Source organism: Nitrosomonas aestuarii, assembly GCF_003046585.1.
Classification (GTDB): Bacteria; Pseudomonadota; Gammaproteobacteria; order Burkholderiales; family Nitrosomonadaceae; genus Nitrosomonas; species Nitrosomonas aestuarii.
Window position 1 is genome coordinate 16095 of record NZ_QAAE01000010.1, and the last position, 25336, is coordinate 41430.

The 25336-nt window shown below is 43.6% G+C and carries 20 protein-coding genes, 1 pseudogene and 1 riboswitch; of the genes and pseudogenes, 5 read left to right on the top strand and 16 right to left on the bottom strand.

What is annotated here, in order from left to right:
- Window positions 1-82 precede the first annotated feature (82 nt).
- The 5 genes and pseudogenes from C8R11_RS09700 to coxB all read right to left on the bottom strand — a co-directional run.
- Window positions 83-940 (bottom strand): cytochrome c oxidase subunit 3, encoded by an 858-nt coding sequence (locus C8R11_RS09700; protein WP_107795524.1) that lies wholly within the window; start codon window positions 938-940, stop codon window positions 83-85.
- 30 nt (window positions 941-970) lie between these two features.
- The gene (locus C8R11_RS09705) at window positions 971-1177 is read right to left on the bottom strand and encodes a DUF2970 domain-containing protein (RefSeq protein ID WP_107795525.1); all 207 of its coding nucleotides are present in this window, start codon (window positions 1175-1177) and stop codon (window positions 971-973) included.
- Between the two features lie 8 nt (window positions 1178-1185).
- Entirely contained in the window at window positions 1186-1737 is a 552-nt protein-coding gene (locus tag C8R11_RS09710) for a cytochrome c oxidase assembly protein (protein WP_107795526.1), read from the bottom strand.
- A 238-nt stretch (window positions 1738-1975) separates the two neighbouring features.
- Complete coding sequence (gene ctaD, locus C8R11_RS09715) at window positions 1976-3562, bottom strand: cytochrome c oxidase subunit I (RefSeq protein ID WP_107795527.1); 1587 nt, start codon at window positions 3560-3562, stop codon at window positions 1976-1978.
- Window positions 3563-3660: 98 nt separating this feature from the next.
- A pseudogene (coxB, locus tag C8R11_RS09720) lies at window positions 3661-4401 on the bottom strand (cytochrome c oxidase subunit II); the annotation flags it as partial.
- An 804-nt stretch (window positions 4402-5205) separates the two neighbouring features.
- Between coxB and C8R11_RS09725 the strand changes: the two are divergent.
- Window positions 5206-6846 (top strand): L,D-transpeptidase family protein, encoded by a 1641-nt coding sequence (locus tag C8R11_RS09725; protein WP_107795529.1) that lies wholly within the window; start codon window positions 5206-5208, stop codon window positions 6844-6846.
- Between the two features lie 71 nt (window positions 6847-6917).
- The gene (gene mepK / locus C8R11_RS09730) at window positions 6918-7517 is read left to right on the top strand and encodes a peptidoglycan L,D-endopeptidase MepK (protein WP_107795530.1); all 600 of its coding nucleotides are present in this window, start codon (window positions 6918-6920) and stop codon (window positions 7515-7517) included.
- A 71-nt stretch (window positions 7518-7588) separates the two neighbouring features.
- On the opposite strand, the gene C8R11_RS09735 is transcribed toward mepK, so the two are convergent.
- Both C8R11_RS09735 and C8R11_RS09740 read right to left on the bottom strand, forming a co-directional pair.
- The gene (locus C8R11_RS09735; protein WP_107795531.1) at window positions 7589-9772 is read right to left on the bottom strand and encodes a primosomal protein N'; all 2184 of its coding nucleotides are present in this window, start codon (window positions 9770-9772) and stop codon (window positions 7589-7591) included.
- A 138-nt stretch (window positions 9773-9910) separates the two neighbouring features.
- The gene (locus C8R11_RS09740) at window positions 9911-11323 is read right to left on the bottom strand and encodes an adhesin (RefSeq protein ID WP_107795532.1); all 1413 of its coding nucleotides are present in this window, start codon (window positions 11321-11323) and stop codon (window positions 9911-9913) included.
- Window positions 11324-11586: 263 nt separating this feature from the next.
- Between C8R11_RS09740 and C8R11_RS09745 the strand changes: the two genes are divergently transcribed.
- The 3 genes from C8R11_RS09745 to C8R11_RS09755 all read left to right on the top strand — a co-directional run bounded on the left by C8R11_RS09745 (window position 11587) and on the right by C8R11_RS09755 (window position 14792).
- Window positions 11587-12693: an aromatic ring-hydroxylating oxygenase subunit alpha gene (locus tag C8R11_RS09745; RefSeq protein ID WP_107795533.1), complete on the top strand. Its 1107-nt coding sequence runs from the start codon at window positions 11587-11589 to the stop codon at window positions 12691-12693.
- Window positions 12694-12719: 26 nt separating this feature from the next.
- Window positions 12720-13574, top strand: coding sequence for a DMT family transporter (locus tag C8R11_RS09750; RefSeq protein ID WP_244907623.1), 855 nt, complete (start codon window positions 12720-12722; stop codon window positions 13572-13574).
- 171 nt (window positions 13575-13745) lie between these two features.
- Window positions 13746-14792: an NADP(H)-dependent aldo-keto reductase gene (locus C8R11_RS09755; protein WP_425320582.1), complete on the top strand. Its 1047-nt coding sequence runs from the start codon at window positions 13746-13748 to the stop codon at window positions 14790-14792.
- A gap of 61 nt (window positions 14793-14853) precedes the next feature.
- Here C8R11_RS09755 and C8R11_RS09760 read toward each other — a convergent pair whose 3' ends face one another.
- From C8R11_RS09760 to ahcY, 9 genes are all read right to left on the bottom strand, one after another.
- Window positions 14854-15687 (bottom strand): HDOD domain-containing protein, encoded by an 834-nt coding sequence (locus tag C8R11_RS09760; protein ID WP_107795535.1) that lies wholly within the window; start codon window positions 15685-15687, stop codon window positions 14854-14856.
- 94 nt (window positions 15688-15781) lie between these two features.
- Window positions 15782-16102 (bottom strand): ribosome silencing factor, encoded by a 321-nt coding sequence (rsfS, locus tag C8R11_RS09765; RefSeq protein ID WP_090701792.1) that lies wholly within the window; start codon window positions 16100-16102, stop codon window positions 15782-15784.
- Window positions 16089-16766: a nicotinate-nucleotide adenylyltransferase gene (nadD, locus tag C8R11_RS09770; protein ID WP_107795536.1), complete on the bottom strand. Its 678-nt coding sequence runs from the start codon at window positions 16764-16766 to the stop codon at window positions 16089-16091. The genes rsfS and nadD overlap by 14 nt, the downstream gene beginning before the upstream one ends.
- A gap of 41 nt (window positions 16767-16807) precedes the next feature.
- On the bottom strand, window positions 16808-18214 hold the full coding sequence (locus tag C8R11_RS09775) for a dihydrolipoyllysine-residue acetyltransferase (protein WP_107795537.1): 1407 nt from the start codon (window positions 18212-18214) through the stop codon (window positions 16808-16810).
- Window positions 18215-18315: 101 nt separating this feature from the next.
- Window positions 18316-20976 (bottom strand): pyruvate dehydrogenase (acetyl-transferring), homodimeric type, encoded by a 2661-nt coding sequence (aceE, locus tag C8R11_RS09780; protein WP_107795538.1) that lies wholly within the window; start codon window positions 20974-20976, stop codon window positions 18316-18318.
- An 82-nt stretch (window positions 20977-21058) separates the two neighbouring features.
- Entirely contained in the window at window positions 21059-21904 is an 846-nt protein-coding gene (gene folD / locus C8R11_RS09785; protein WP_107795539.1) for a bifunctional methylenetetrahydrofolate dehydrogenase/methenyltetrahydrofolate cyclohydrolase FolD, read from the bottom strand.
- Between the two features lie 28 nt (window positions 21905-21932).
- Window positions 21933-22607: a hypothetical protein gene (locus C8R11_RS09790; protein WP_107795540.1), complete on the bottom strand. Its 675-nt coding sequence runs from the start codon at window positions 22605-22607 to the stop codon at window positions 21933-21935.
- Between the two features lie 129 nt (window positions 22608-22736).
- Window positions 22737-23582, bottom strand: coding sequence for a methylenetetrahydrofolate reductase [NAD(P)H] (gene metF / locus C8R11_RS09795; RefSeq protein ID WP_107795541.1), 846 nt, complete (start codon window positions 23580-23582; stop codon window positions 22737-22739).
- A gap of 222 nt (window positions 23583-23804) precedes the next feature.
- Window positions 23805-25238, bottom strand: coding sequence for an adenosylhomocysteinase (gene ahcY, locus C8R11_RS09800; RefSeq protein ID WP_090701805.1), 1434 nt, complete (start codon window positions 25236-25238; stop codon window positions 23805-23807).
- Window positions 25239-25255: 17 nt separating this feature from the next.
- Window positions 25256-25331: riboswitch (S-adenosyl-L-homocysteine riboswitch) on the bottom strand.
- Between the last annotated feature and the right edge of the window lie 5 nt (window positions 25332-25336).

Below are 25336 nucleotides of genomic sequence, written 5' to 3' on the forward strand. Positions count from 1 at the left end.
TCTTTTACATGAATCAATCTCAGTTAAACGACTACTGCAATGCAAAAGCTGGAATCTCTATAAGACTATTTTCTTTATTTCGTTATAGCAAGTACACGAAAATAAAGAGACCTAACCAAACCACGTCAACAAAGTGCCAATACCAGGCGACCCCTTCAAAGCCGAAGTGTTTTTCCGGAGTAAAATGTCCTGCTGCGCAACGGAAATATATTACGATCAGCATGATTGTGCCGAGTGTCACATGGAATCCATGGAAGCCTGTCAGCATGAAGAAGGTTGATCCATATGCACCTGTATCCAATTTCAAATTCAGATCCTGGTAAGCATGTACATACTCATAAGCTTGCAAGCCTAAGAACAGTGCACCAAGGGCAATTGTTGCCAACATCCATTTTTTAAGTGCATCACGCCGATTTTCTTTAATCGCCCAATGCGCATACGTAATCGTTACACCTGAAGTTAGCAATATCAATGTATTGATCGCCGGCAATCCCCAAGGACCCATTGCGGTATACTCTTCAAATTCACCGGGACCTGTTGTTGGCCAGCCACCTTCATAAGCACCCCAAAACGCTTGGCCCAGAACCTCGCTTTCTTCCACCAGCCAAGGTATTGACAAGTTGCGCATATAGAACAGCGCGCCGAAGAATGCTGCAAAAAACATAACTTCTGAAAATATGAACCATGTCATCCCCCAGCGGAATGATTTATCAACATCCATGCCATATTTGCCACTTTCACTTTCTGCAGCTACTGTCCCAAACCAGCGAAAACACATATAAAATAAAATTGCAAAGCCAATGGCCAACATACCATAGCCAAGCTCAATTCTATTCATCGACAATGCCGCACCAAAACCCAAGAACAACAACGCTGACGATCCGATAATCGGATATGTTGACGGAGCTGGTACATAATAGTGACCCGATTCCTGACTCATTCTCACCCTCCTACTTTTAAATTTTTAATTTCATTTAACAACTATTTTGACAAGTAACAAAATGCTGACTACGAAAAGCATTGCACCGATAAGTCCACCAATAATTACATGTGCTGGTTTTAAATTCGCTGCATCATTTTCAAGATCACTTTTTTTTCTAATGCCTATGAATGCTGACATCACTGCCTTTGCTATCTGAAAAACAGTTGGCTCTGGAGCTTTTTCATGATTGCTCATTCTGATTCCTATTTTTCGCTGATCGATGATGAACCGGCAGGCAATTCAAAAAAAGTATATGAAATTGTCACTGTATGAATTTCCTTTGGCAAACTAGGTTCAATTACAAATTGCACCGGCATCTGCCTCACTTCATTTGGTTTTAATTCCTGCTTCGTAAAACAAAAACATTCGAATTTTCGTAGATGTTGATCTAAAAAACGTGGACTATAACTCGGTATAGCCTGTCCACTAATTTCACGTTCCGAGTTATTTGTGATCTCGTACATCACTTCGACTGGCTCCCCAGGATGAATACGCACGCTGCGTTGCATTGGTTTAAAATCCCAGGGCAAACCCCTAGTATTTGCGTCAAACTCAATGGTCACCCAGCGCTCTGTATCAACTTCCATGTCTTTTGCCAGTTTGTCTGGCTGCAGCAGATTATTAATACCTGTAACCTCACAGAACTTTTCGTAGAATGGCACCATCGCATAACCAAACACAAACATAACAACTGAAAAAATCAACAATTTTTTCATCATTGTGAGATTGCTTAGTGTTTTTTTATCGTTAGCCATTCTACTTATTATCCATTAACAAATTGCTACAGCCGTAATCCACAGATTCTTTGTAAAACTCATACTGCAATGATTATCAGCCTAATTTTTCCATATATTTACTGATGCTAAACATCATTAAAAAAGAATGCGCCAATATAAATTGCAATAACCGTAATTAACAAAATCAATGCTGTCTTCAGTTTCTTACGTTTCAAATCCGTTTCATCTGACATACGTATCTCTATCTATTCTGTTTTTATTTAACGACTGGAGGCTTTTCAAAACTATGATATGGCGCTGGTGTTGGTAAATGCGTCCATTCCAGTGTCGTTGCACCATCCCAAGGTTTTTCAGGAGCTGGTTCTTTGCTACGTATACATTTAATCACAATATAGACGAACAACAATTGACTCAATCCAAAACCAAATGCACCGATGCTTGAAATCATATTGAAATCAGCAAACTGCAACGCATAATCAGGGATTCTACGCGGCATTCCAGCTAAGCCAAGAAAATGCTGAACAAAAAATGTCACGTTAAAGAAGATCATGGATAACCAGAAATGCACTTTACCCAGAGTCTCGTCGTACATCTGTCCTGTCCATTTTGGAAGCCAGTAATATGCACCCGCAAACAAACTAAACAAAGCGCCAGACACCAGTACATAATGGAAATGCGCAATCACGTAGTAAGTATCCTGTACTTGAACGTCAATTGGCACAATCGCACAAATCACGCCACTAAAGCCGCCAATCACAAACAGAAAAATAAACCCAATTGCAAACAGCATCGGCGTTTCAAATGTCATAGACCCGCGCCACATTGTTGCAGTCCAGTTAAACACTTTCACCGCTGTTGGCACTGCGATCAACATGGTTGCATACATAAAGAATAACTGACCTACCGCTGGCATACCCGCAGTAAACATGTGATGCGCCCATACTACACAAGATAAAATTGCAATTGATGCTGTCGCATAAACCATTGACGCATAACCAAACAGTGGTTTACGTGCAAATGTAGGAATAATTTCAGACACAATACCAAAAGCAGGCAAGATCATGATGTACACTTCCGGGTGCCCAAAGAACCAGAATATATGCTGGAACATTACAGGATCACCACCACCCGCTGCATTAAAGAAGCTTGTACCAAAATGACGATCTGTCAGCAACATGGTTACTACACCTGCCAAAACAGGCATAACCAAGACCAACAAATACGCGGTAATCAGCCAGGTCCAAACGAACAAAGGCATTTTCATCAAAGTCATGCCCGGTGCACGCATATTCAAAATGGTTGTAATGATATTGATTGCACCCATAATTGAAGAGGCCCCCAGAATATGGATTGCAAAAATCATCATATCAACTCCCAAACCGCCCTGTGTAGACAGCGGCGGGTAGAATGTCCAACCACCTGCTGCTGCACCACCCGGTACAAAAAAGGAGGCAATCAACAGCGACGCTGCCACAGGCAACAACCAGAAGCTCCAGTTATTCATACGGGCAAAGGCCATATCCGGCGCACCAATCATCATCGGCACCTGCCAGTTAGCAAAACCCACAAATGCCGGCATGATGGCGCCAAACACCATAATCAAACCATGCAGAGTAGTAAATGCGTTAAAAAGTTCAGGCTCCAGAATCTGAATACCCGGCTGAAACAGCTCAGCCCGAATACCCATTGCCAAGAAACCGCCTGTAAAAAACATTGTTAAACTAAACCACAGATACATCGACCCGATATCTTTGTGGTTGGTAGTTGTAATCCACCGCATTATGCCAGTTGGATGGTGGTCATCGTGACCGTGACCATGTACATCACCATGTACTGCTGCCATAAGTTTATCTCCTCTTAATTATTTTCTGAAATTGCATTATCAGCAGCCTCGATTGCCTCGTCGACTTCGGCTACCATATCAGTTTTTGCTGCAGCCAGATTAACAGCATCAGCTGACCCAGCCAGTTTTTCAGCAACCCATTGTGCATATGCCTCTTCCTCAAGAACCTCTACGACGATCGGCATATAACCGTGATCCTTACCACACAACTCTGCACACTGCCCACGATATATACCCGGCTTATCCGCTGTAAACCACGAATCACGAATGAATCCAGGAATTGCATCCTGCTTGACACCCAGCGCAGGCACCCACCATGCGTGGATCACGTCATTTGCTGTCAGGATCATGCGCACTTTCTTGCCAACCGGCACAACCACGTGATTATCTACTTCAAGAAGATAGTTCTCACCTTTAGGTGCTTTGTTATACAACTGGTCTCTAGGTGTGGATAGTTTGCTGAAAAAGCTAATGCCTTCACCCTCACCCTGCAGGTAATCATACCCCCACATCCATTGATAGCCTGTCGCTTTGATGGTCATATCCGGGCTGGAAGTGTCCTTCATTGCAATGACAGTTTTTGTTGCCGGCCATGCCATTACCACAAGAATTATGCATGGAATAATTGTCCAGATTACTTCAGCAGTCATACTGTGATGAAAATTAGCTGCTTTGTGGCCCAACGATTTACGATGTTTTAAAATAGAATAAAACATAACGCCGAACACTCCGACAAAAATAACCAGACAAACCCACAAAAGCATAATATGCTGATCATAAATTTCTTGCGCAATCACACTCTGCGGCTCGGGAAAGTTGTATTTAGACCCCACCGCCATGCTTGAATACAAAGCAAGAGCGGCTACTCCCGCCAGGGTTGTTACTGATTTACTTCTCATATTTTCCCCCACATGATTATTACTAATTTGTTGAACTCAGGCACACCCATTTTCGTTACAAAGCTGATCATTTTTTGCTCAGTCAGCGCACGAAGATGCTGTACCGGAATCTCATCTTGTAAAAAAAATAACCACACTACAATCGACGACAATTACTTTAATTTGGCCGAATTTTTTTATTATCCACAACTTAAATTTCCTTGATTGAGGATAACGCTCAAATACTACAAAATTGAAGGGAAATTCTAGCACGCCGCAACACCTCTAACAAGGGAAAATCATGATTTTTATAGCAATATTCCCCTGTTTATAAAGTGGATTTTCAATTTTATATCTAACAAAAAACCCTATTCAGATCATAAAAATTCCACATCTTTCTTTTATAATACCTTCCCTTCCATATGGACTGTTTATTTCATTCAAAGTTTTCAATCAAAATAACAAGCAGCCGCTCAACCACGAATTCCTTTTATCGTGCCTTATACTTTATCGTCTTCATTTGTTTCCCATGATTATGGTGCAGATATTTTATATCCGAGGCATCATCATGCAGGACGCTTCCAAAAATATACCTCTCTCTTCAGAAACAGAAAAGAATATGTTATGAAAAACACGTTTATTCGATTTTTGTCGGTTTTAATTCTCAGCGTAAACTACAATACAGGATACTTATTAACAGTTATATACACTAAGACATACCTAAATAACCGATAACCAAAAGTCACTGTTCGATCACGACAAGGCATGAAGCAATTTATACGATTTTTACCTTTTTTCTCTGGCTTGTATTTTTTACTATTCACTGCCTCAGCATTTGCACTCACACCTAATTCGCGAACACTGAGCCAGGAACTCGAAAATTTTTTATCCCAGCATGCTACAAACGATGATACTGAAAAGCATCAGTTAGCAGCTTTACAACAATTTTATGTGACCCGTAATTATCAGCCGGCTTGGATCAATTCATCCTCGCAGCAATCTCGCATAGAGACCATTCTGTCTTTTATAGCGTCTGCGGATGACGAAGGTCTGGATAGCCATAATTACCGATTGCAACAGCTGCTGCTATTAGCTACAGAACATTCATCGCTTTCGCGCTATGAACTGGAATTCCGCACCACTTTAGCCCTGTTGCAATATGCGCACGATTTATACCGCGGAAGATTTACTGCTTCTGAAATAGATCCAGACTGGCATATTCCACAACCGGATTTCGATTTTGTCGATTTCTTATTAAGAACAGCCAGCTCAAATAATTTACTGCAGTCATTAGAAAGTCTTGCGCCCAATATTCCCAGCTATCAATTATTTAAAAAAGCACTGGCAAAGTATCGCGAACTGGTCAATAATCAGATTTCATGGCAACAAATTCCAAATGTATCACTTCTACGACCAGGCGATTCTCATCCGGTTATTCCGATTATCCGCACACGTATTGCTCAGGCCTACGAAACACACGGCAAAATTGAATATCATTTAGTTTCGTCAGAAGAAAGCGATAAAAGCAATCGGTACGATATCAATCTGGTACGCGCAATTAAAGCATTTCAGTTACAGCATGGCTTAAATGCAGACGGTATTATCGGCAAAAATACATTAAATGCACTCAACAAAACACCTTCAGAAAAAATCCAGCAATTGCGTATTAGCATGGAACGCCTGCGCTGGCTGCCCCGCGATTTGGGTGGCAGGTATCTTCTTGTCAACATTGCGGGATTCCAACTTGCTGCTGTAGAAAATGATCAGAATATTCTTGATATGCGCATTATTGTCGGCCGTAATTACCGGTCCACACCCAGTTTTCATAGTCGTATCACACATATGATCGTCAATCCCTACTGGAATATTCCCGCCAGCATTGCCCGCAAAGATCTATTGCCCAAACAACAACAAGACCCAGGCTATTTCAACAGCCAGAAAATCAGAGTTTACCCTGATTACAATTATAGCTCAGCTCCAATAGATCCAAATACCATCGACTGGCGCGCAATCAAAAACCGTTTCCCATATGCATTACGTCAGGAACCCGGAATACTAAATGCACTAGGGTCCATTAAATTCATGCTCCCGAATCATTTCAGCATTTATCTGCATGACACGCCTTCGAAAGCACTTTTTAACAGAGAAATCCGCACATTCAGCTCGGGATGTATTCGGTTAGAAAAACCATTATTGCTGGCTGAATTTGCCTTGCGCACCTCAACTTCAGCCGGGAAAATCAACGAACAAATCAATACCGGAAGAACCGTACAGATCAATTTGCCCGAGCCACTACCCACGTATATTGTTTACCTGACCGCATGGGTTGATAGTCAACATACTATTCATTATTCCCCAGATTCTTATGGGAGAGACAGACATGCATTAAAGTTTGCACGCTGGTAATTGCATCATAGTTGTTGTTACCAAAGAAAAATCATGCTAGGGTGCGTACACCTGTTTAAGGAGGATATTGAATGTCAATTTGTACTTTTTCTCAAAATCAACGCGTTTCATCCAAAATAAATACCAGACACCATATTAATCGCCGTCATTTCCTGAAAACAGGTATTGGCGCGTGTACATTGCTCGCATTACCGCAAACACAAGCAAGTTCATTTACTATGAATGAAAGAAAGCTGGCTTTTTTAAATCTGCATACAGGCGAGCGCGTCAATACCACCTACTGGGCGCAAGGCCAATACTTATCGGAAGGTTTAACGGCTATTGAAAAAGTTCTGCGCGATCATCGCACAGGCGAAACCTATGAAATGGACCGAAATCTTCTGGATATGCTGCAACTTGTACAATATAAAATGACGTCCCAAAATGAATTCCACGTTATTTCAGGTTATCGTTCACCCGCAACCAATGCACAGTTAAATGCAAACAGCAGCGGGGTTGCAAAACGAAGCCTCCATATGCAAGGAAAAGCAATCGATATCCGGCTGCCCGGGCATGCACTTTCTGACCTGCATAAAGCTGCCTTGTCAATGCAAGCGGGAGGCGTTGGTTATTATCCAAAATCTGAATTTATTCATATCGACACGGGACATGTCAGACAATGGCATGGATAAATTCAGGATTGATGCGATTTCTATCAATAGTTTTATGAAGCATACACGTGCTTTACCATTCTACTCTTTGATTAAAATTCAATAGGATCCACGTCAAGCGACCAGCGCACCTTATGTGCTGTCAAAGCACTCAATTGCTTATACCACTGTGCCAAAAAAATCTGCAATTTCTTGCGCGAACCAGATTGTACAAGCAGATGCGCCCGCTCCATACCTTTCAAACGAGCCATATGAGCGGGTACTGGATCAAAAACTTCAATACCTGTAAGTGATTGTGTCAGTTTGTGCGCTGTATCCAGGAAATCCAGCACTTTCTTCAGACTGTGTGCTTCGGCGCGAAGTAGCGCCTGATAAACATAAGGTGGGAAACCGGCCATTTTTCTTTCCGCCAGTATGGTTTTGGCCAGCACGTCATAATCATGCCGCTGCAATGCTTGATAGAGCGGGTGATTCGGAAATTCGGTCTGGATCAACACAGACCCAGAAATTTTCGCACGTCCGGCCCGACCAGCAACTTGCATAAGCTGCGTAAAAAGACGCTCTCCCGCTCTGAAATCAGTACTATACAAAGAAATATCTGAACCGAGAATACCGACTAAAGATAGATTCGGAAAATCATGCCCTTTTGCCAGCAGTTGTGTCCCGACCAAAATGTCCACTTCATGCTGATGAACAGATCGCAAAATAGCCTGCCAGGCATTCTTGCGGCGTGTGCTATCCCGATCAATCCGCAGAATGCGTGCCGACGGAAACCGCATCGCCAATGATTCTTCCACCCGTTGCGTACCGCGACCAAATGGCATCATATCCTGATCACCGCACTGTGGGCACGCATGTGGAAAAGATTCCAGATATCCACAGTGATGACAGGACAACTTTTTATCCTGTAAATGAACGACCAGTCGACTGGTGCAACGCTGACAAACCGCCGTCCATCCACAAGATTTACACAATAAAACAGGCGCATAACCACGCCGGTTGATAAAAATCAAACATTGTTGCCGATGCGCCAGACAGACGTCAATTGCTTTGATAAGCGGAATGGATAAGCCATTCAATGGTTTCTCAGAGCGCAAATCGATGCATTTCACCTGCGGCAATACTGCGTTTTTAATGGCCCTGTTTTTTAAGCGCAAATAGTGATACCGGTCATTCAAGACATTATAGTAACTTTCAAGCGACGGTGTCGCCGATCCCAGCACAGCAGGAATATGCGCTTGACTGGCGCGAAAAATAGCCAGGTCCCGTGCTGAATAACGCAAACCATCCTGCTGCTTGAATGAACTATCCTGCTCCTCATCTACAATGATCAGCCCCAGCTTTGGCAACGGTGTGAATACCGCAAGCCGCGTTCCCAGAACAACACCGGCCTCCCCCTGCTGTGCCTGCAACCAACCGGACAATCGCTCGCTATCATTCAAACCGCTATGCAGACTGACAATCCGCGTCATTGTGAAACGCTCCCGAAAAACGGATTCCAACTGCGGCGTTAAGCTTATTTCCGGAATTAAAACCAGCGCTTGCTTTCCTTTTGACAAGGTTTGCGCTATTAATCGCAAATATACTTCGGTTTTGCCGCTGCCGGTCACACCATGCAAAACCCAGGTATCGAATCGATCAAGTTTCTCAGCAATCGCGCCAACCGCTGTCGATTGCTCGGACGTTAACTTTGGAATAGCCGGGGTTGCTACCGCGGGATCTGTTTCAGGAATAATATCAACCCAGCCTTTTCGCACCCAGTCTTGCAATATATGGCCAGCACGTGGCGAAATTTTTCTAACATCCCGAGCGTTCAGTGATGGCGTGCTTTTCAGGGTTGCCAGCAAGCGATGCATCAATGTATTTCGTGCCGGAATGGTCGAAGTATCCACTTGCTTGCCTGCCGCAGACAATACAAATTGATCGCGATTAACATGCACTTTCAAACTGACCGGTTTATTGTTACGCAATTTTCCAGGCAAGCTGTTCATCACAACCATTCCTAATGGATGGTGATAATAATCACTACAAAATGAAAATAACGCCAGCAATTCAGCTGACAATGGCGGTGTTTCCCGGAAAATACAGATAACTGATTTTAATTTTTCAGGTGGCACCGCAGTGTCCGAACAAACTTCCAGAATGACGCCGGTCAATTTTTTTTTACCGAATGGAACACATACTCGCAGGCCAATATCGGCCTCACAAGCATCAGGGGCAATGTAATCAAATAATGTGTCGAGTGGAATATTCAGTGCGACACGCAGAATAGGCATTTTTGAAGAGACGAATGTGGCGCGAACATTTCAGCCTTTTAATCGTTGGCTGGATGACTAATCCGAGCCCACTGGAAACCGCACCATTTCCAGTGAACCCGCAATTTTTGAAGCAAATAAACCTAATTGAACCCCCACCTAACCGGAAACACGATAAACCGTAATCGGTTCTTCTCCTTTTTTCTCAAGCTTGGCTGTATTGCCATCCGAGCTAATGGAAAAACTATGCGGCGCATTGGTGTCGCCTCCTGAAAAACCGATACAGCCATCCGTATTATAGGTAAAATTTGATATTTTCAGTTGATTGGCACCTTTGTTATAATCAAAGTTTGCAAACTCCACACCCGGTTTGGCACATCTGACCTGATCTTCGCGTGACGCTTCACCAATTGGATCAATCGACATAAAGCGATTGTTAGCAAAAAAAACCAGCATCTTGGTATTGATTGCATCCGCATCATATGCCCAGGCGCCGACTATACCGTCAGGATCATTTTCAATTTTCGAGAAACGGGTTTCCTTAATTTCTTTTTCAACTACTTCGTTCTCATCACTCAATTCAATCGGTTTAGCGATATGAAACATTTCACCGAATACGCTTTTCTGTTCCCTCTCTCGTTGCACCGTAACAATGTCGGAATTAATCATATCCAGACCATCTGTACGGATACGCCGCGTTGGACCCGGATCAGATAGACCGGCTTTCAGATTGGTATCAATGGTTGTTTCTCCAATGACCTTGAAACCACGTGTATCGAACTCAATCGCTTTAGCTACGCCATGTTCCAGACCTGCCTGAATAATGGTGCGGCCGCCACAAACACGGTTTTCATCGCAAGAATCGTCCGGTGATGCCTGCCCTTGTAGATATTCGTTACTACCATCAGCAGCCACTCGTAAAACAGACGCGCTGCGGTCATTATAATTTACCCAGATTTGGGTCCCGAGCGTGGTAACACCAGAAACCATAAAATGTTCACTGGCCTCTTCGACTGTTTTTGCCGCATGCTCAATACCAGCCGTATCCAGAATACTTTGTAGTTCAGACGAGGCAGCAAACACTTCAGGGTCGCTGTTGAGCTTGATTGAATTACCCACAGCGGACGCTGCTGCAGCAGTTATGACAATGCCATTTGACGGATCACCATCTGCATCAAGTGACTGTAATAGGACGAGCAAATTAGCCAGTTTCTTGTCATTTCCTTCAGCCAAGTCTATAGGGGTCACCACCGGCGCCCCATTAACTTTACCCAGTGTTAAGCCACCGAGTTTAAACTCAACGGTATCGCCATAATTAAAGTCAAAATGACCAGCTTCATTGGTAATTCCCTTTTTACCGGAAGACGCGTTATAGGAAACGCCAGACACGGGACTGTTCATCAAGACACCTGTCGCGGCACCTGTGGGCATCGTGCGGTTAACTGTTGAAGCCTCATCGGCGCCACTTCCACCGCTACTGTCGCCACCACCACAGGATGCAAGGCCCACGGCCAATGCGACAGGCGCTAAATAAATCCATGGATTTCTTCTGATTTTTTGATTTAGTTTCATCAAAATACTCTCTTTCATTTAAAAAATTAGTCAATTGAATATTTTTGCTCTCACACAAGCAAAAATATTTTTGTGTGTTAACTGTTAGAAGGATAATGAAATTTTTCTTCCACGCCTACTATTATAGCCAAGCCACTCTATTTTGGTTCTTCTTATCTCGATAATTTAGCTTTAAAATTACATATTTTTGATTTTTTCCGTCATCAATATTTTTTGGATTACTATTGGGCACGGATACAAAATAAGCAAATAAGGTGTTAAACATGGCTGATATGGCGGAAATCTCGCAACTGGCTAAGTCATCAGTCCAGTTACCGATTGAGTGGTACTTGAATCCAAAAATACTGGACATTGAAAAAGAACTGCTGTTTGATAACGGTCCGGGTTATGTAGGCCATGAAATTATGGTGCCTCAGGTGGGTGATTACTATGTGCTCGAATCAATGAAAAATGCCAAATTATTAGTACACAATGAACAAGGCATTGAATTGATTTCCAATATCTGTCGTCACCGACAAGCACGCATCCTCGAAGGCAGGGGCAACACAAAAAGTATAGTCTGTCCATTACATCGCTGGACTTATGCGCTGGATGGCAAGTTACTGGGTGCGCCACATTTTGACAAGAATCCCTGCATGCACTTGGAAAAAACACCGGTGCAAAACTGGAACGGCCTTCTGTTTAACGGAAAGCGATCAGTCTCCAAGGACATGGCCAACCTGGGTGTATTGAAAGACTTCGACTTCTCCGGCTATCTATTGGATCGTATACGGCTTGACCACTACAACTGTAACTGGAAAACGTTTATAGAAGTTTATCTTGAAGATTATCATGTCAATCCTTTCCACCCCGGTCTCGGTAATTTTGTCTGCACCGAGGATCTCATCTGGGAATTTGGCGACTGGTACAGCGTACAGACAGTGGGCGTCAACAACGGGCATCTGGAACGTTCAGGCACATCGGTGTACGCAAAATGGCAAAAGCAGGTTTTACTGCGGAATGATGGCAAACTGCCACCACATGGTGCAGTATGGTTGCTTTATTTTCCGAATATCATGCTCGAATGGTATCCACACACACTTGTTATCAGTACTATTGTGCCAACCGGTGTTGAAAGTTGCATTAACATTGTTGAATTTTACTATCCGGAAGAAATTGCACTTTTCGAACGTGAATTTATTGAAGCCGAACAAGCCGCATATATGGAAACCGCTGTTGAAGATGAAAAAATCTGTATGCGCATGACTGAAGGCCGTCGTGCACTCTACGAGCAATCGATCAATGAAACCGGCCCCTATCAAATGCCAATGGAAGCGGGCATGGTACACTTCCACCAATTCCTGCAACGCCAAATTGCACCACGTCTGTAGTTTCTCATGTCAAATTGAGCATTAAAATGCGTTCACTCTGGATGCTGGTAGCCGCCTTTTTATTCGCCTGCATGGGCGTATTGGTCAAGCTCAGTACTGATCATTTTACAAGTATCGAACTGGTTTTTTACCGCTCCTTAACAGGTGTTGCTGTAATCTACATTTTTGTGCGCTATCAGCGTCTCCCGCTCAGGACCAATCATTGGAAAACCCATTGCAGCCGCGGTCTGGCAGGACTCGGCAGTCTGCTCATGTTTTTTTATTGCATCACCGAATTACCGTTAGCCACGGCTATTTCACTCAACTATACCTGGCCACTTTTTATGGCCATCTTTTCTACCTTTATTCTCAGAGAACAACTGCATTGGTCAATGGTTTTTGCCATCGCTTTAGGTTTTGCCGGCATCATTTTCCTTTTGCGCCCCACCTTGCATGACGAGCATTGGATAGCTGCATTGCTGGGACTGGCATCCGGTTTCTTTGCCGCCATTGCTTACATGAATGTAAAACAACTGGGTAATCTGGGCGAGTCAGAATGGCGTATCGTTTTTTATTTTACCCTGATCAGCACATTGATAACCGGTGTCTGGTTACTGCTCACCGCCTTCAATCCGGTTACACAACAGAATTTTCATTTGCTAATTGGTATCGGCCTCACTGCAACGCTGGCACAACTGGCGATGACACGCGCCTACCGCACCGGAACGACACTGATCGTCAGTTCACTGGGATATAGTACCGTGTTGTTTGCAGGTATCTGGGGCATATTCATCTGGAATGAAATACTGCCGCCAATTGCGTGGCTGGGCATGGGAATGATCATTCTTGGTGGCGCTTTAAGTGGCTTCCTGGGTCACAAAATCATGCCAAGAATGCGATAAATACGCGAAAATTAATCACTTTTCCAGTCCAGCCTATTTGACATTCTTTTATCATTTCTGCAAATATTTAAGCATACCAGTGACAGACGGGTATCATAGATATTGAATCATGTCGCCACAGATAGCGAACACATATCCCGCAATCGTTAATATAGCCCGAAATAAACTGATATGATGCATTATAGAAATCTTGGAAACACCCATACAAAAGTCAGCGTCATCTGTTTGGGCACCATGACTTGGGGTCAGCAGAATACCCGCTCGGAAGCTTTCAAGCAGATGGATTACGCACTTGATGAAGGCGTTAATTTCTTTGACACGGCTGAACTCTATTCGATACCGCCGAAATCAGAAACTTATGGTCTTACTGAGATAATTATCGGTGAATGGTTAAAATCACGCGGTCAGCGCGACAAGGTCATTCTGGCCAGTAAAATTGCCGGCCCTGGCGCTGACTGGATACCGCATATCCGTCAGGGCCAGACAACTTTCAACCGAAAATATATTCAGTCAGCACTGGATGACAGTCTAAAACGCTTACAAACCGATTATATCGATCTTTATCAGCTGCATTGGCCGGAACGTAAAACCAATTATTTTGGACAACTGGGATTTATGCCGGAAGACGAGACGCAGCAAACGTCATTTATTGAAACACTTCAAGCGCTCGATCAACAGGTACAAGTCGGAAAAATTCGCTTCATCGGTCTGTCGAATGAAACACCCTGGGGCGTTATGCGTTTCCTGCAGCTTTCCAAACAACACAATCTCCCCCGTGTCGTCAGCATTCAGAATCCCTATAATTTGCTGAATCGCAGTTATGAAGTCGGGCTGGCAGAAGTTTCATGGCGCGAAAAAGTCGGGTTATTGGCTTATTCCCCACTGGGTTTTGGCACGCTCTCGGGCAAATATCTCGGGGACAAAAAACCAGCAGGATCGCGATTGAATTTATTCCCACACTATACACGTTACAGCAATTCTCACGCGACAAATGCAATCAGACAATATATTTCGCTGGCAAACAAGTATAAACTTGATCCAGCGCAAATGGCACTGGCCTACGTTAACAGCCGCCCTTTTTTGACCAGCACAGTTATCGGTGCCACGACAATGCAGCAACTCAAAATGAACATTGACAGCATAAAAACGGAGCTATCAGCAGAAGTGCTGGATGCAATTGAAACGATTCATCTTGACCATCCCAATCCAAGCCCCTGAGTGACGATTAGCGCATGTTTGATACATTCTGTACGGTTGCGAGCAGTATAGAAATTACTAATTATGCACTTGGTTGTTTATTCGCGCCTACAATCTTCATCACATCTTCCGGCTGCAAATGCAATAAACTTCCAATTTCTTTATAATCATCTGGTAGTGCCGCATCATCCCAGCCATTTGCAGAATGCCTGGCCAGATTCACGGCCAGAAAAACATTTTGAACACGCTGCTGACTGGTAAGGTCTCCATCCATCAGTGTAATCAGCAATCCGGGTAGCGCCCATTTTTTTGCCAGTGCGTGCTGCAGTGCATGCAGTGTAAATCCAAGCACCTGCTCTTGGGCGTTATGACTACGCATTGTTTTGTCTTTTATTTGTAACGATTTGATAAATTGCATTTCCTTTGGAGAGAAACACCACATCAGTATTTCTGCAATATCATGCAATAATGCGGCAATGCGTACTTCTTCATAATGCAAATCTTGCAAGCGAACCGCCCAATCAAATGCATAATTTGAAGCCACCTTGGCACGATGCGTGACTTTCAACAAAGATAGCAATGCACCCATATGTTCACGCCCCATTACTTCCTCAACCAGCGGCGTGACAGGCACTTTCTTCAAAGCGCTTTCTATTCCGAGCATCATCAATACTTGCTCTACTTCCATGATTTCATGATCCTGAGCGCGTTGTTTACGATGTTGCAGATAGCGCATAAGTTTGACAACCATCAAGGGGTCGCTTTTAATAATCTGAGCGATGTTGCGGGCACTTAGATTTTCTGGCTGCTCACACAATACTGACAATCTACGAGCAGTCTGTTTTAGCACAGGAATTTCGACCTGGCTCAAAAAATAAACCCATGCGTTTAGTTCCTTACTGCCTTGATTTGTCATGATCCACTCTCAAACTTGATTATCACCGGATTTATATCATGACAACTGCAAATACTTCTTTACAAAAAGTGAGGTTAATTGGTTTTTATTTCGATCATCCTGTCCATAGCGCCTCTAAATTGTAATAATCACGTGCCTCCGGCTGCATGATATGTACAATGACCCCACCAAGATCAACCAATAACCATTCACCTGTTTGTTCTCCTTCAAGACTGAATATGCAGCCGCCCGCATTTTTTACTTTTTCCTGCACATTACTGGCAAGCGCTTTTGTCTGGCGGGAAGAGCTTGCGCTCGCTATGACGATATAGTCAAACATTGACGTAAGTTTAGCCACATCCAAGACTTTAATATCAAATGCTTTGATTTCTTCCAGTGCATCAACCGTAATTTTTACCAGTTTATTTGAATCCATTTTCTCCTGAATACAGGTGGTGAGTTTTAATATAATCTGAAACAGCTTCGGGTAATAAATAGCGTGTGCTTTTATCAGCCGCAACAAGCTTACGTATTCGTGTTGCAGAAATATCCAGCAGCGTTGTACGCGCGATATAAATCATACCACTGAATTGGTTTGCCAGATCAGTGGGGCAGGTTATCCAGCGCGATGCACATGCATCTTGTATTATTGGCGGAAAATCGCTCCGATCCATCATCCGCATGCTGCCGGGACGATCCACAATAACCAAATGGCATAGCTGAAATATTTCAAGCCAATGATGCCAGCGGTGAATCTTTAAAAAAGTATCGACCCCCATGATAAAACAGAGTGCAGCCTTTCCACTATACCCCGCATGATATTCCCTCAATGATTCCACTGTAGTACTCACGCCAGCGCGTTTTATTTCGCGCTCATCCAGAGAAAACCTCGAATTATTCTGTATGGAAAGTGCCACCATTCTAGCGCGGTGGTATTTCGATGCAATCGGTGCTTTACGCAAACGCGGTTCACCTGCAGGCACAAAAAAAAACTGGTCGAACGCAATGGTATCAGCAAGCTCTTCAGCCACGCGCAAATGACCGTAATGAATTGGATCGAATGTTCCGCCGTAAATACCGACCAGAGAGTAGTCAGTCATAATCAATTTATAACGTAATCCAAATTAACATGTACGGTGCTTTACAACAGTGCCAGCCGCATATCCGTCAATACTTCTGCCAGATGTGAAGTAAATCGTGCTGCAGCTGCACCATCAATCACTCGGTGATCATAGGACAATGAAAGTGGCAGCACCAATCGCGGCACAAATTGGTTTTCTCGATAAATCGGTTTATAAACAGCCTTGGAAACACCTAGGATGGCAACCTCAGGCGCATTAATAATCGGCGTAAAAGCTGTACCACCAACACCACCTAAACTGGATATTGTAAAACTGGCACCCTGCATTTGAGTGGGTTTAAGTTTGCCTTCGCGCGCGAAAGCTGCCAGTTCACCTAATTCGCGCGCTATTGCTACGACACCTTTCTGATCAACGTCCCGGATAACGGGTACAACAAGACCATTGGCAGTGTCTACAGCAAAACCGATGTGATAATAGCGTTTGATAACCAGATTAGTTTCTCCGTTGGCGTTCTTATCCAACGATGCATTAAATTCTGGAAATTTTTTGAGTGATGCAATCAACGCTTTCATTAAAAATGATAACAGTGTTAATTTGACTGCGTCCTTCTTTTCCGTTGTGTTTGACTCTTTACGCAATGCCTCCAGGTCGGTAATATCCGCTTCATCAAATTGCGTCACATGCGGAATCATGATCCAGTTGCGATACAAATTTGCGCCGGCAATTTGTTTAATTCGTGACAAAGACTTTATTTCGACAGGTCCGTGCTTTGCAAAATCGACTTGGGGCCAGGGCAACAAATCAAGTGCTGCAGCCATTCCTGTATTTTTGCTGTCCATTTGTACTTGTGATAATTTGGCTTTCACAAACGCCTGAACATCTTCTTTCAGAATACGTTGCTTGGGGCCGCTTCCTGTAATCAGATCCAGGTTAACACCCAATTCACGGGCAAAACGGCGTACTGACGGACCCGCGTGTGCTTTGGAAGAAACGGTTTCATCGCATGCTGCAATAACTGACGAATCGGTTTGTGGAATCTTTTTTTGTTCTGCTTCTGCTATGGACTCAGCTGTTGTCGTATTTTTGGCTGGTTGCAACTGAGATTGAGATTGAGCCTGCTCTTCGGAATCTTTGTCTAGTACTACTTCCTCACTATTCTCCGGTTTGTTCGATGGTTCAACATCTTTAGATTCCTCTACCGCCTCTGCTTCATCCGTCGCTTTTTCCGTCAGTTCCATAATTGCTATGGCTGTACCTTCTGAAACCTTGTCTCCAGACTTAACTTTGATTTCTTTGACCACACCTGAAAACGGCGCCGGGATATCGATCGTCGCCTTGTCAGATTCCAGTGCAATCAAGGGATCTTCCGCATTAACCTGACTTCCTGCTTTAATAAACACTTCGATAACAGGCACATCCTCAAAGTCTCCAATATCCGGAATGAATACTGTTTTAAGTTCTCCCACATGCATTCCTTAAATGATAAAAACACGGAAAAGCAATTTTAATGTACCCAAAGTTGTTATATCTCTCTTAAACTTGATTATACAATTCAAATATCAAATGATTATAATGTGACCGGATCTGGTTTTTCCGGATCGATACCAAATTGTTTAATTGCCTGCGTTACCTTATCTTTAGGTATCTTCTCATCATCCGCCAAAGCTTTGAGTGCAGCAATGGTTATATAGTAACGATCAATTTCAAAGAATTGACGCAGCTTATTGCGGGTATCAGAACGCCCAAAGCCATCTGTACCCAGTACGCGATAACAACCCGGCACAAATTCACGGATCTGATCGGCATAAATTTTCATATAGTCAGTTGCAGCAATCACAGGACCAGTACGTTGTTGCAAACAGTCTTCAACATGCGACGTCTTCGCCTTTTTTTCAGGATGCAGCATATTCCATCTGTTTACACGCAGGGCTTCGCGTCTTAATTCAGTGAAACTTGTGACACTCCAGACATCCGCATTCACACCATAGTTTTTTTTCAGGATTTCGCCAGCCGCTATCACTTCACGCAGGATTGTGCCTGACCCCAGCAATTGCACGCGAGGACCTTTACTGCGCTTACCAACCTCACTGTAGAGATACATGCCTTTCAAAATATGCTGCTCAACACCCTTGGGCATTTCCGGATGCGGATAATTTTCGTTCATTACAGTGATGTAATAAAAAACATCTTGCTGGTCCTGATACATACGGCGCAGGCCATCTTGAATGATCACAGCCAACTCGTAGGCGAAGGTCGGATCATAAGAAATACAATTCGGTATAGTAGAAGCAACAACATGACTATGACCATCTTCATGCTGCAATCCTTCACCATTGAGCGTAGTACGTCCGGCAGTTCCACCCATCAGAAAACCACGGCACCGCATGTCTCCTGCCGCCCAAATCAGATCTCCTACACGCTGAAAACCAAACATGGAATAAAAAATAAAAAAAGGAATCATTTGTATGCCATGCGTACTGTATGCCGTTGCAGCAGCTATCCATGATGACAAAGCACCCGCTTCGTTTATGCCTTCCTGCAAAATCTGGCCATGTTTGTCTTCTTTGTAGTACATCAACTGATCTGCATCTTGTGGCGTATAAAGTTGTCCAACGGATGACCAAATACCCAACTGACGGAACATGCCTTCCATGCCAAAAGTGCGTGACTCATCGGCAACAATCGGCACAACATGTTTACCAATCTGCTTATCCTTAACCAATGTACCCAGGATACGCACGTAAGCCATCGTTGTTGAAGATTCACGGCCTTCACCACTTGCCTTCATCATGGGTTCAAAAGCTTTCAATGGTGGTATTTGCAACGGATCAGCCTGTCGTCTGCGACGATGATAGAAGCCACCCAATGCCTCACGGCGTTCCTGCATATAAACATATTCAGGCGCATCCTTGTCAAAGGTCAAGTAAGGGATATCATCAATCTTGTCATCAGGTATATCCAGACCAAACCGATTACGAAACGCCTTTAACGAGGTGGTTCCCATTTTCTTCTGCTGATGCGTAATATTCTGCGCTTCACCGGCCTCGCCCATGCCATAACCTTTAATCGTCTTGGCCAGAATAACCGTTGGCTGTCCTTTATGCTTCACCGCCTCGGCGTAGGCAGCATAAACTTTGTACGGATCATGGCCTCCCCTGTTCAGACGCCAGATATCATCGTCTGACATATTGGCAACCATTTCCAGCAATTCAGGATATTTACCGAAAAAATGCTTACGCACGTAAGCACCATCGCGGGATTTGAAATTCTGATATTCGCCATCAACGCATTCCATCATACGTTTTTGCAACAATCCTTTGGTATCCTTCGCCAACAATGGATCCCAATATGAACCCCATATCACTTTAATTACATTCCAACCCGCTCCCCGGAACGCCGCTTCCAACTCTTGAATAACCTTGCCGTTACCCCTGACCGGACCATCAAGACGCTGCAGATTGCAATTGACCACAAAAATCAGATTATCCAGTTTCTCGCGCGATGCCAGCGTAATAGCACCCAGTGATTCAGGTTCATCCATTTCTCCGTCGCCCATAAATGCCCATATTTTGCGACCTTCAGTATTTACCAGACCGCGGCTTCCCAGATATTTCATAAAACGGGCCTGATAAAGGGCCATTATAGGTCCAAGACCCATGGATACAGTTGGGAATTGCCAGAATGAAGGCATAAGCCAGGGATGTGGATAGGAAGACAGACCATTACCACCTGCTTCTTGACGAAAATTGTTTAGTTGCTCTTCCGTCAATTCTCCGGCAAGAAAAGCATATGCATAAATACCAGGTGATGAGTGACCCTGCACATAAACCAGATCACCACCGTTATTCTCACTGGGAGAATGCCAGAAATGATTGTAACCGATATCATAAAGCGTAGCAGCTGACGCAAAACTAGCAATATGTCCACCTACATTGGTTGATCTGTTGGCTCTCAATACCATTGCCATGGCATTCCAACGCACATACGAACGAATGCGGTGTTCTATGGCGTTATCACCCGGAGAGCGCTCTTCCTTGCCGGTCGGAATGGTATTAATATAAGCGGTATTTGCACTATAAGGGAGATAAGTACCTGAACGACGGGCTTTTTCAACTAACCTTTCCAATAAAAAATGGGCGCGCTCAGGGCCCTCATTGACTAATACAGACTCCAGTGCATCCAGCCATTCCTGAGTCTCTTGCGGGTCTATATCAGGTTGTGATTCCATTATGTTCGGATCCCATTATATTAAACAGAATTGTATGCATGCCTCGCTGTAAACCGTGTATATTTTTATTTATGCCAATTATTTATACACGTTCAGCAGCCAGTATGGTATTGCACAATAACATGGTAATTGTCATGGGCCCCACGCCGCCAGGAACCGGCGTGATATACCCCGCAACTTCTTTCACTGAGGAAAACTCAACATCACCACAAAGCTTACCGCTTGGTAACCGATTGATACCAACATCAATAACCGTAGCACCTGGTTTAACCATTTCTGCTGTAATCATTAGAGGTTTGCCGGTAGCCACCACCAGAATATCAGCTGTACGGGTAAACTGCGTCAAGTCTCGTGTTTTCGATGTGCATATTGTCACAGTCGCACTTCGCTCCAGTAACATCATCGCCATCGGCTTGCCAACAATATTACTGCGCCCAACAACAACAACATGCTTACTCTCAATTGCAATTTGATACTTTTCCAGCATAACCATCACACCATAAGGTGTACATGGGACAAAATTGGTATTCCCGGTAACTAATGCGCCCACATTATATAAATGAAAGCCATCAACATCTTTCTCTATCGCAATCGAAGTTATGACTTTATTATTTTCAAAATGTTCCGGCAGTGGCAGTTGCACCAGAATACCGTGGACATGCTTATTCTGATTGAGAATTCTAATACAATCCAACACCTCATCCTGTTGCGTACTGCTTGAAAAATGGTGCACCTCGGAATGTATGCCAATCTCACTACACGCTTTGACTTTGTTGCGTACATAAATCTCTGAAGCCGGATTATCACCGACCATAATAACAGCAAGTCCCGGTCTTTTTCCCTGCTCTGTCAGTCTGGATGCGCGAATTCTCCATTCCTCACGCACATTATGTGCAAGCAGTTTACCGTCAATGATCTGTGCGCTCATGCTCTCCAGTTGTTTATTATTTTGCAGTTCAAGTAGATTGTTTGGCCTTCTTGATTTTTAGATGATAAATTAACAACCCTACCAAGAACACTGGAATAACAAATAATGCAGCTGATATCAGCCCCGCGGCAAGTATGGCCAACGTACTGTTACCCGGCATGAATAACGTTACAAACCAGATAACCACAAAAGCGACAAAAAGTCCGCCATACAACATTGTTTTTCTGCTGCGGTCGTAAAGTCTCCAGAAAGCACCAGAAACCTGAATATCATCGGTATAATGCTCAAAAACTTCCACCAGACTATGATCATCAGGCCGGGAACCATAACCGATGGCAACAGCCAGTGCATTACTTCCGTCTTCCATTTTGGACATTTTTTTCAAAAACTCAACCCGTTTAGCGGCATCTTTGGGTTTCATATTATCCCGAACAAACATGGTGTCCAAGGCTTCAAAAGCCGTTTCTCGAGCGCTCTCAACATTATCGAGCTCTTCTGCATGTTTCCACATGACACCAAACAAATATAGCTGTGTGGTCATATCTCTGAACTCGGGCGCAAAATCGTAGTTTTTATCTTTCACAAAGCCTAGCTGGGTAGCCAGAATGTCACGTCCATGGTCTATACACGCATCAACTGGCGATATATCTGGAATAGATACTTTTTCAGTTTTTACTTCAGGGTCATTCTTTTTCTCTTCCATTTTGAAAAACACCTTATATATTTTTGATGACTTTAAATATTTTCAGCATTATATACCTGCTTGCGTAATCTGAAAAAAGTTCATATCAACTCGAAAGTAATCAAACTTGGAATACCTCACAGAATATCGTTAAATACCCAACCGACTCCAGATTCTGGATGTCAAATTAGCTCTGTTCATTGTATAGAAGTGTAAACCAGGCGCACCTTCCTTGAGCAATCGTTCGCACATTTCTGTTACCACATCCAGCCCAAATGCATGGATGGACGCACTATCATCACCAAATCCTTCCAGTTTCTTGCGGATCCAACGTGGAATTTCTGCTCCGCAGGTATCAGAAAATCTTACCAGTTGTGAAAACTTATTAATTGGCATAATTCCGGGTACTATTGGAACTGAGATACCCATTGATTCGCATGAATCAACAAAGTGAAAATAGGCATCTGCATTATAAAAATACTGGGTAATAGCTGAATCAGCGCCAGCATCTATTTTACGTTTAAAGTTTTCCAGATCTGCCTGTGCTGAGCGCGCCTGTGGATGGTACTCAGGATAAGCCGCAACTTCAATATGAAATATTTGCCCAAAAGCCTCTCGAATATATGCAACCAGTTCACTTGCATAACGAAACTCACCAGCCCGTGCCATACCTGAGGGCATATCTCCACGCAAGGCGACAAGCTGTTGTATGCCTGCTTCCTGATATTTCTCTAAAATTGCATGAATCTTTTGCTTAGTAGAACCAATACAGGAAATATGCGGCGCAACTACATAGCCTTCAGACTGCATTTCGAGCACTGTTTCAAGCGTATGTTCACGTGTTGAGCCACCTGCGCCAAAAGTAACTGAAAAATATTTAGGGTTTAGCCGCACCAATTTTTTTCGAGTAAGCCGAAGGTTCTCGATACCTTGCTCTGATTGCGGCGGGAAAAGTTCAAAACTGAAAGTGGGTGTAAACTTTTTTTGTGATTCCATCTTGATTGATTGTCAGAACCATGCATTATGGATTCCCGAACAAGTAATGCTACTTTTAAATCTGGCAGAATGCAGAAAAAACAGGTAGATGACTGTTATCCGGGTTTTGTGGTCAGCCTTGCTATAAGTTATTCGCTTATAAACATACTGATTAAAAATAATAATACCTGCAAAACAAATATAAGCTTTTTTGCAGGTATCTAACATATCCAAACGGTTACTTTAATAGCGATACATCTCAGGTTTATATGGACCGTTTTTATCAAGCCCCAAGTATAATGCCTGCTCATCCGTCAATTCAGTCAGTTTTACGCCAATTTTATCCAAGTGGAGTCTGGCAACTTTTTCATCAAGATGCTTAGGCAACACGTAAACTTCTTTATGATAGTTGTCGCCATTACGCCAGAGCTCGATCTGCGCCAACACCTGATTGGTAAATGAATTAGACATCACGAATGAAGGATGGCCGGTAGCACAGCCCAGATTAACCAGTCTTCCTTGCGCCAGTACAATAATTCTTCGTCCAGTTGGGAAAATCACATGGTCAACTTGCGGTTTAATATTTTCCCATTGATATTTTTGCACTGAGGCAATATCTATCTCGGAATCAAAGTGACCGATATTACAAACAATGGATTGATCTTTCATCTTAAACATATGATCATGAGTAATCACTCTCAGATTACCCGTTGCTGTTACAAAGATGTCAGCTTTATCACAGGCGTCATCCATTGTTACCACTCGATAGCCTTCCATCGCGGCCTGCAATGCACAGATTGGGTCGATTTCTGAGACCCAAACGGTAGCCCCCAAACCGCGTAATGACTGCGCACACCCTTTACCGACATCACCGTACCCGCATACCAGCGCAATTTTCCCTGCAATCATCACATCGGTCGCGCGCTTGATACCATCAACCAGAGATTCGCGACAACCGTATAGATTATCAAATTTGGACTTAGTGACTGAGTCATTTACATTGAATGCCGGGAATGGCAACTCTCCATTCTTTTGCATTTCATATAAACGATGTACGCCTGTTGTAGTCTCTTCGGTTACGCCATGAATGCTGGCAAGTTTCTTTGAATACCAATTGGATTCATCGGACAGTTTCTTTTTAATTGAAGCAAACAAAGCCTGCTCTTCTTCATTGGATGGACTGGCAATCACCGAGATATCCTTTTCGGCTTTGCTACCCAGTATTAACAACAACGTAGCATCACCACCATCATCCAGAATCATATTTGCGTCATCAGGATGACCACTTACCGTCCATTCAAAAATCTGGTGTGCATAATCCCAGTAATCATCCAAAGATTCACCTTTGTAAGCAAATACCGGGATCCCTTTAGCTGCGATCGCAGCAGCAGCATGATCCTGAGTTGAATAAATATTACATGATGCCCATCGAACTTCAGCACCCAATGCCACCAGTGTTTCAATCAGCACAGCAGTTTGAATAGTCATATGCAAAGAGCCTGCAATTCGTGCGCCTGCTAGTGGCTTCTGATCAGCGTATTCTTTACGCACTGCCATCAAACCTGGCATCTCAGTCTCTGCAATCGCAATCTCCTTGCGACCCCACTCAGCCAAAGAAATATCTGCGACTTTATAATCGGCAAAATTACTGCCATCTGGATTAAGCACAGCGTTCATAGTCTTTCTCCTATAACATGGAACGAGCGCCGTTGTAACAATCACCACTCAACCGAGCCTCACGGAAATTCCGTTGCAGCGCCCCTCAGTATAGTGGG

What these genes read in the sequence shown, in the direction of transcription:
- C8R11_RS09700 (WP_107795524.1), bottom strand. Translation starts at nt 940, where the DNA reads ATGAGTCAGGAATCGGGTCACTATTATGTACCAGCTCCGTCAACATAT.
- C8R11_RS09705 (WP_107795525.1), bottom strand. Translation starts at nt 1,177, where the DNA reads ATGAGCAATCATGAAAAAGCTCCAGAGCCAACTGTTTTTCAGATAGCA.
- C8R11_RS09710 (WP_107795526.1), bottom strand. Translation starts at nt 1,737, where the DNA reads ATGGCTAACGATAAAAAAACACTAAGCAATCTCACAATGATGAAAAAA.
- ctaD (WP_107795527.1), bottom strand. Translation starts at nt 3,562, where the DNA reads ATGGCAGCAGTACATGGTGATGTACATGGTCACGGTCACGATGACCAC.
- C8R11_RS09725 (WP_107795529.1), top strand. Translation starts at nt 5,206, where the DNA reads ATGAAGCAATTTATACGATTTTTACCTTTTTTCTCTGGCTTGTATTTT.
- mepK (WP_107795530.1), top strand. Translation starts at nt 6,918, where the DNA reads ATGTCAATTTGTACTTTTTCTCAAAATCAACGCGTTTCATCCAAAATA.
- C8R11_RS09735 (WP_107795531.1), bottom strand. Translation starts at nt 9,772, where the DNA reads ATGCCTATTCTGCGTGTCGCACTGAATATTCCACTCGACACATTATTT.
- C8R11_RS09740 (WP_107795532.1), bottom strand. Translation starts at nt 11,323, where the DNA reads ATGAAACTAAATCAAAAAATCAGAAGAAATCCATGGATTTATTTAGCG.
- C8R11_RS09745 (WP_107795533.1), top strand. Translation starts at nt 11,587, where the DNA reads ATGGCTGATATGGCGGAAATCTCGCAACTGGCTAAGTCATCAGTCCAG.
- C8R11_RS09750 (WP_244907623.1), top strand. Translation starts at nt 12,720, where the DNA reads ATGCGTTCACTCTGGATGCTGGTAGCCGCCTTTTTATTCGCCTGCATG.
- C8R11_RS09755 (WP_425320582.1), top strand. Translation starts at nt 13,746, where the DNA reads ATGATGCATTATAGAAATCTTGGAAACACCCATACAAAAGTCAGCGTC.
- C8R11_RS09760 (WP_107795535.1), bottom strand. Translation starts at nt 15,687, where the DNA reads ATGACAAATCAAGGCAGTAAGGAACTAAACGCATGGGTTTATTTTTTG.
- rsfS (WP_090701792.1), bottom strand. Translation starts at nt 16,102, where the DNA reads ATGGATTCAAATAAACTGGTAAAAATTACGGTTGATGCACTGGAAGAA.
- nadD (WP_107795536.1), bottom strand. Translation starts at nt 16,766, where the DNA reads ATGACTGACTACTCTCTGGTCGGTATTTACGGCGGAACATTCGATCCA.
- aceE (WP_107795538.1), bottom strand. Translation starts at nt 20,976, where the DNA reads ATGGAATCACAACCTGATATAGACCCGCAAGAGACTCAGGAATGGCTG.
- folD (WP_107795539.1), bottom strand. Translation starts at nt 21,904, where the DNA reads ATGAGCGCACAGATCATTGACGGTAAACTGCTTGCACATAATGTGCGT.
- C8R11_RS09790 (WP_107795540.1), bottom strand. Translation starts at nt 22,607, where the DNA reads ATGGAAGAGAAAAAGAATGACCCTGAAGTAAAAACTGAAAAAGTATCT.
- metF (WP_107795541.1), bottom strand. Translation starts at nt 23,582, where the DNA reads ATGGAATCACAAAAAAAGTTTACACCCACTTTCAGTTTTGAACTTTTC.
- ahcY (WP_090701805.1), bottom strand. Translation starts at nt 25,238, where the DNA reads ATGAACGCTGTGCTTAATCCAGATGGCAGTAATTTTGCCGATTATAAA.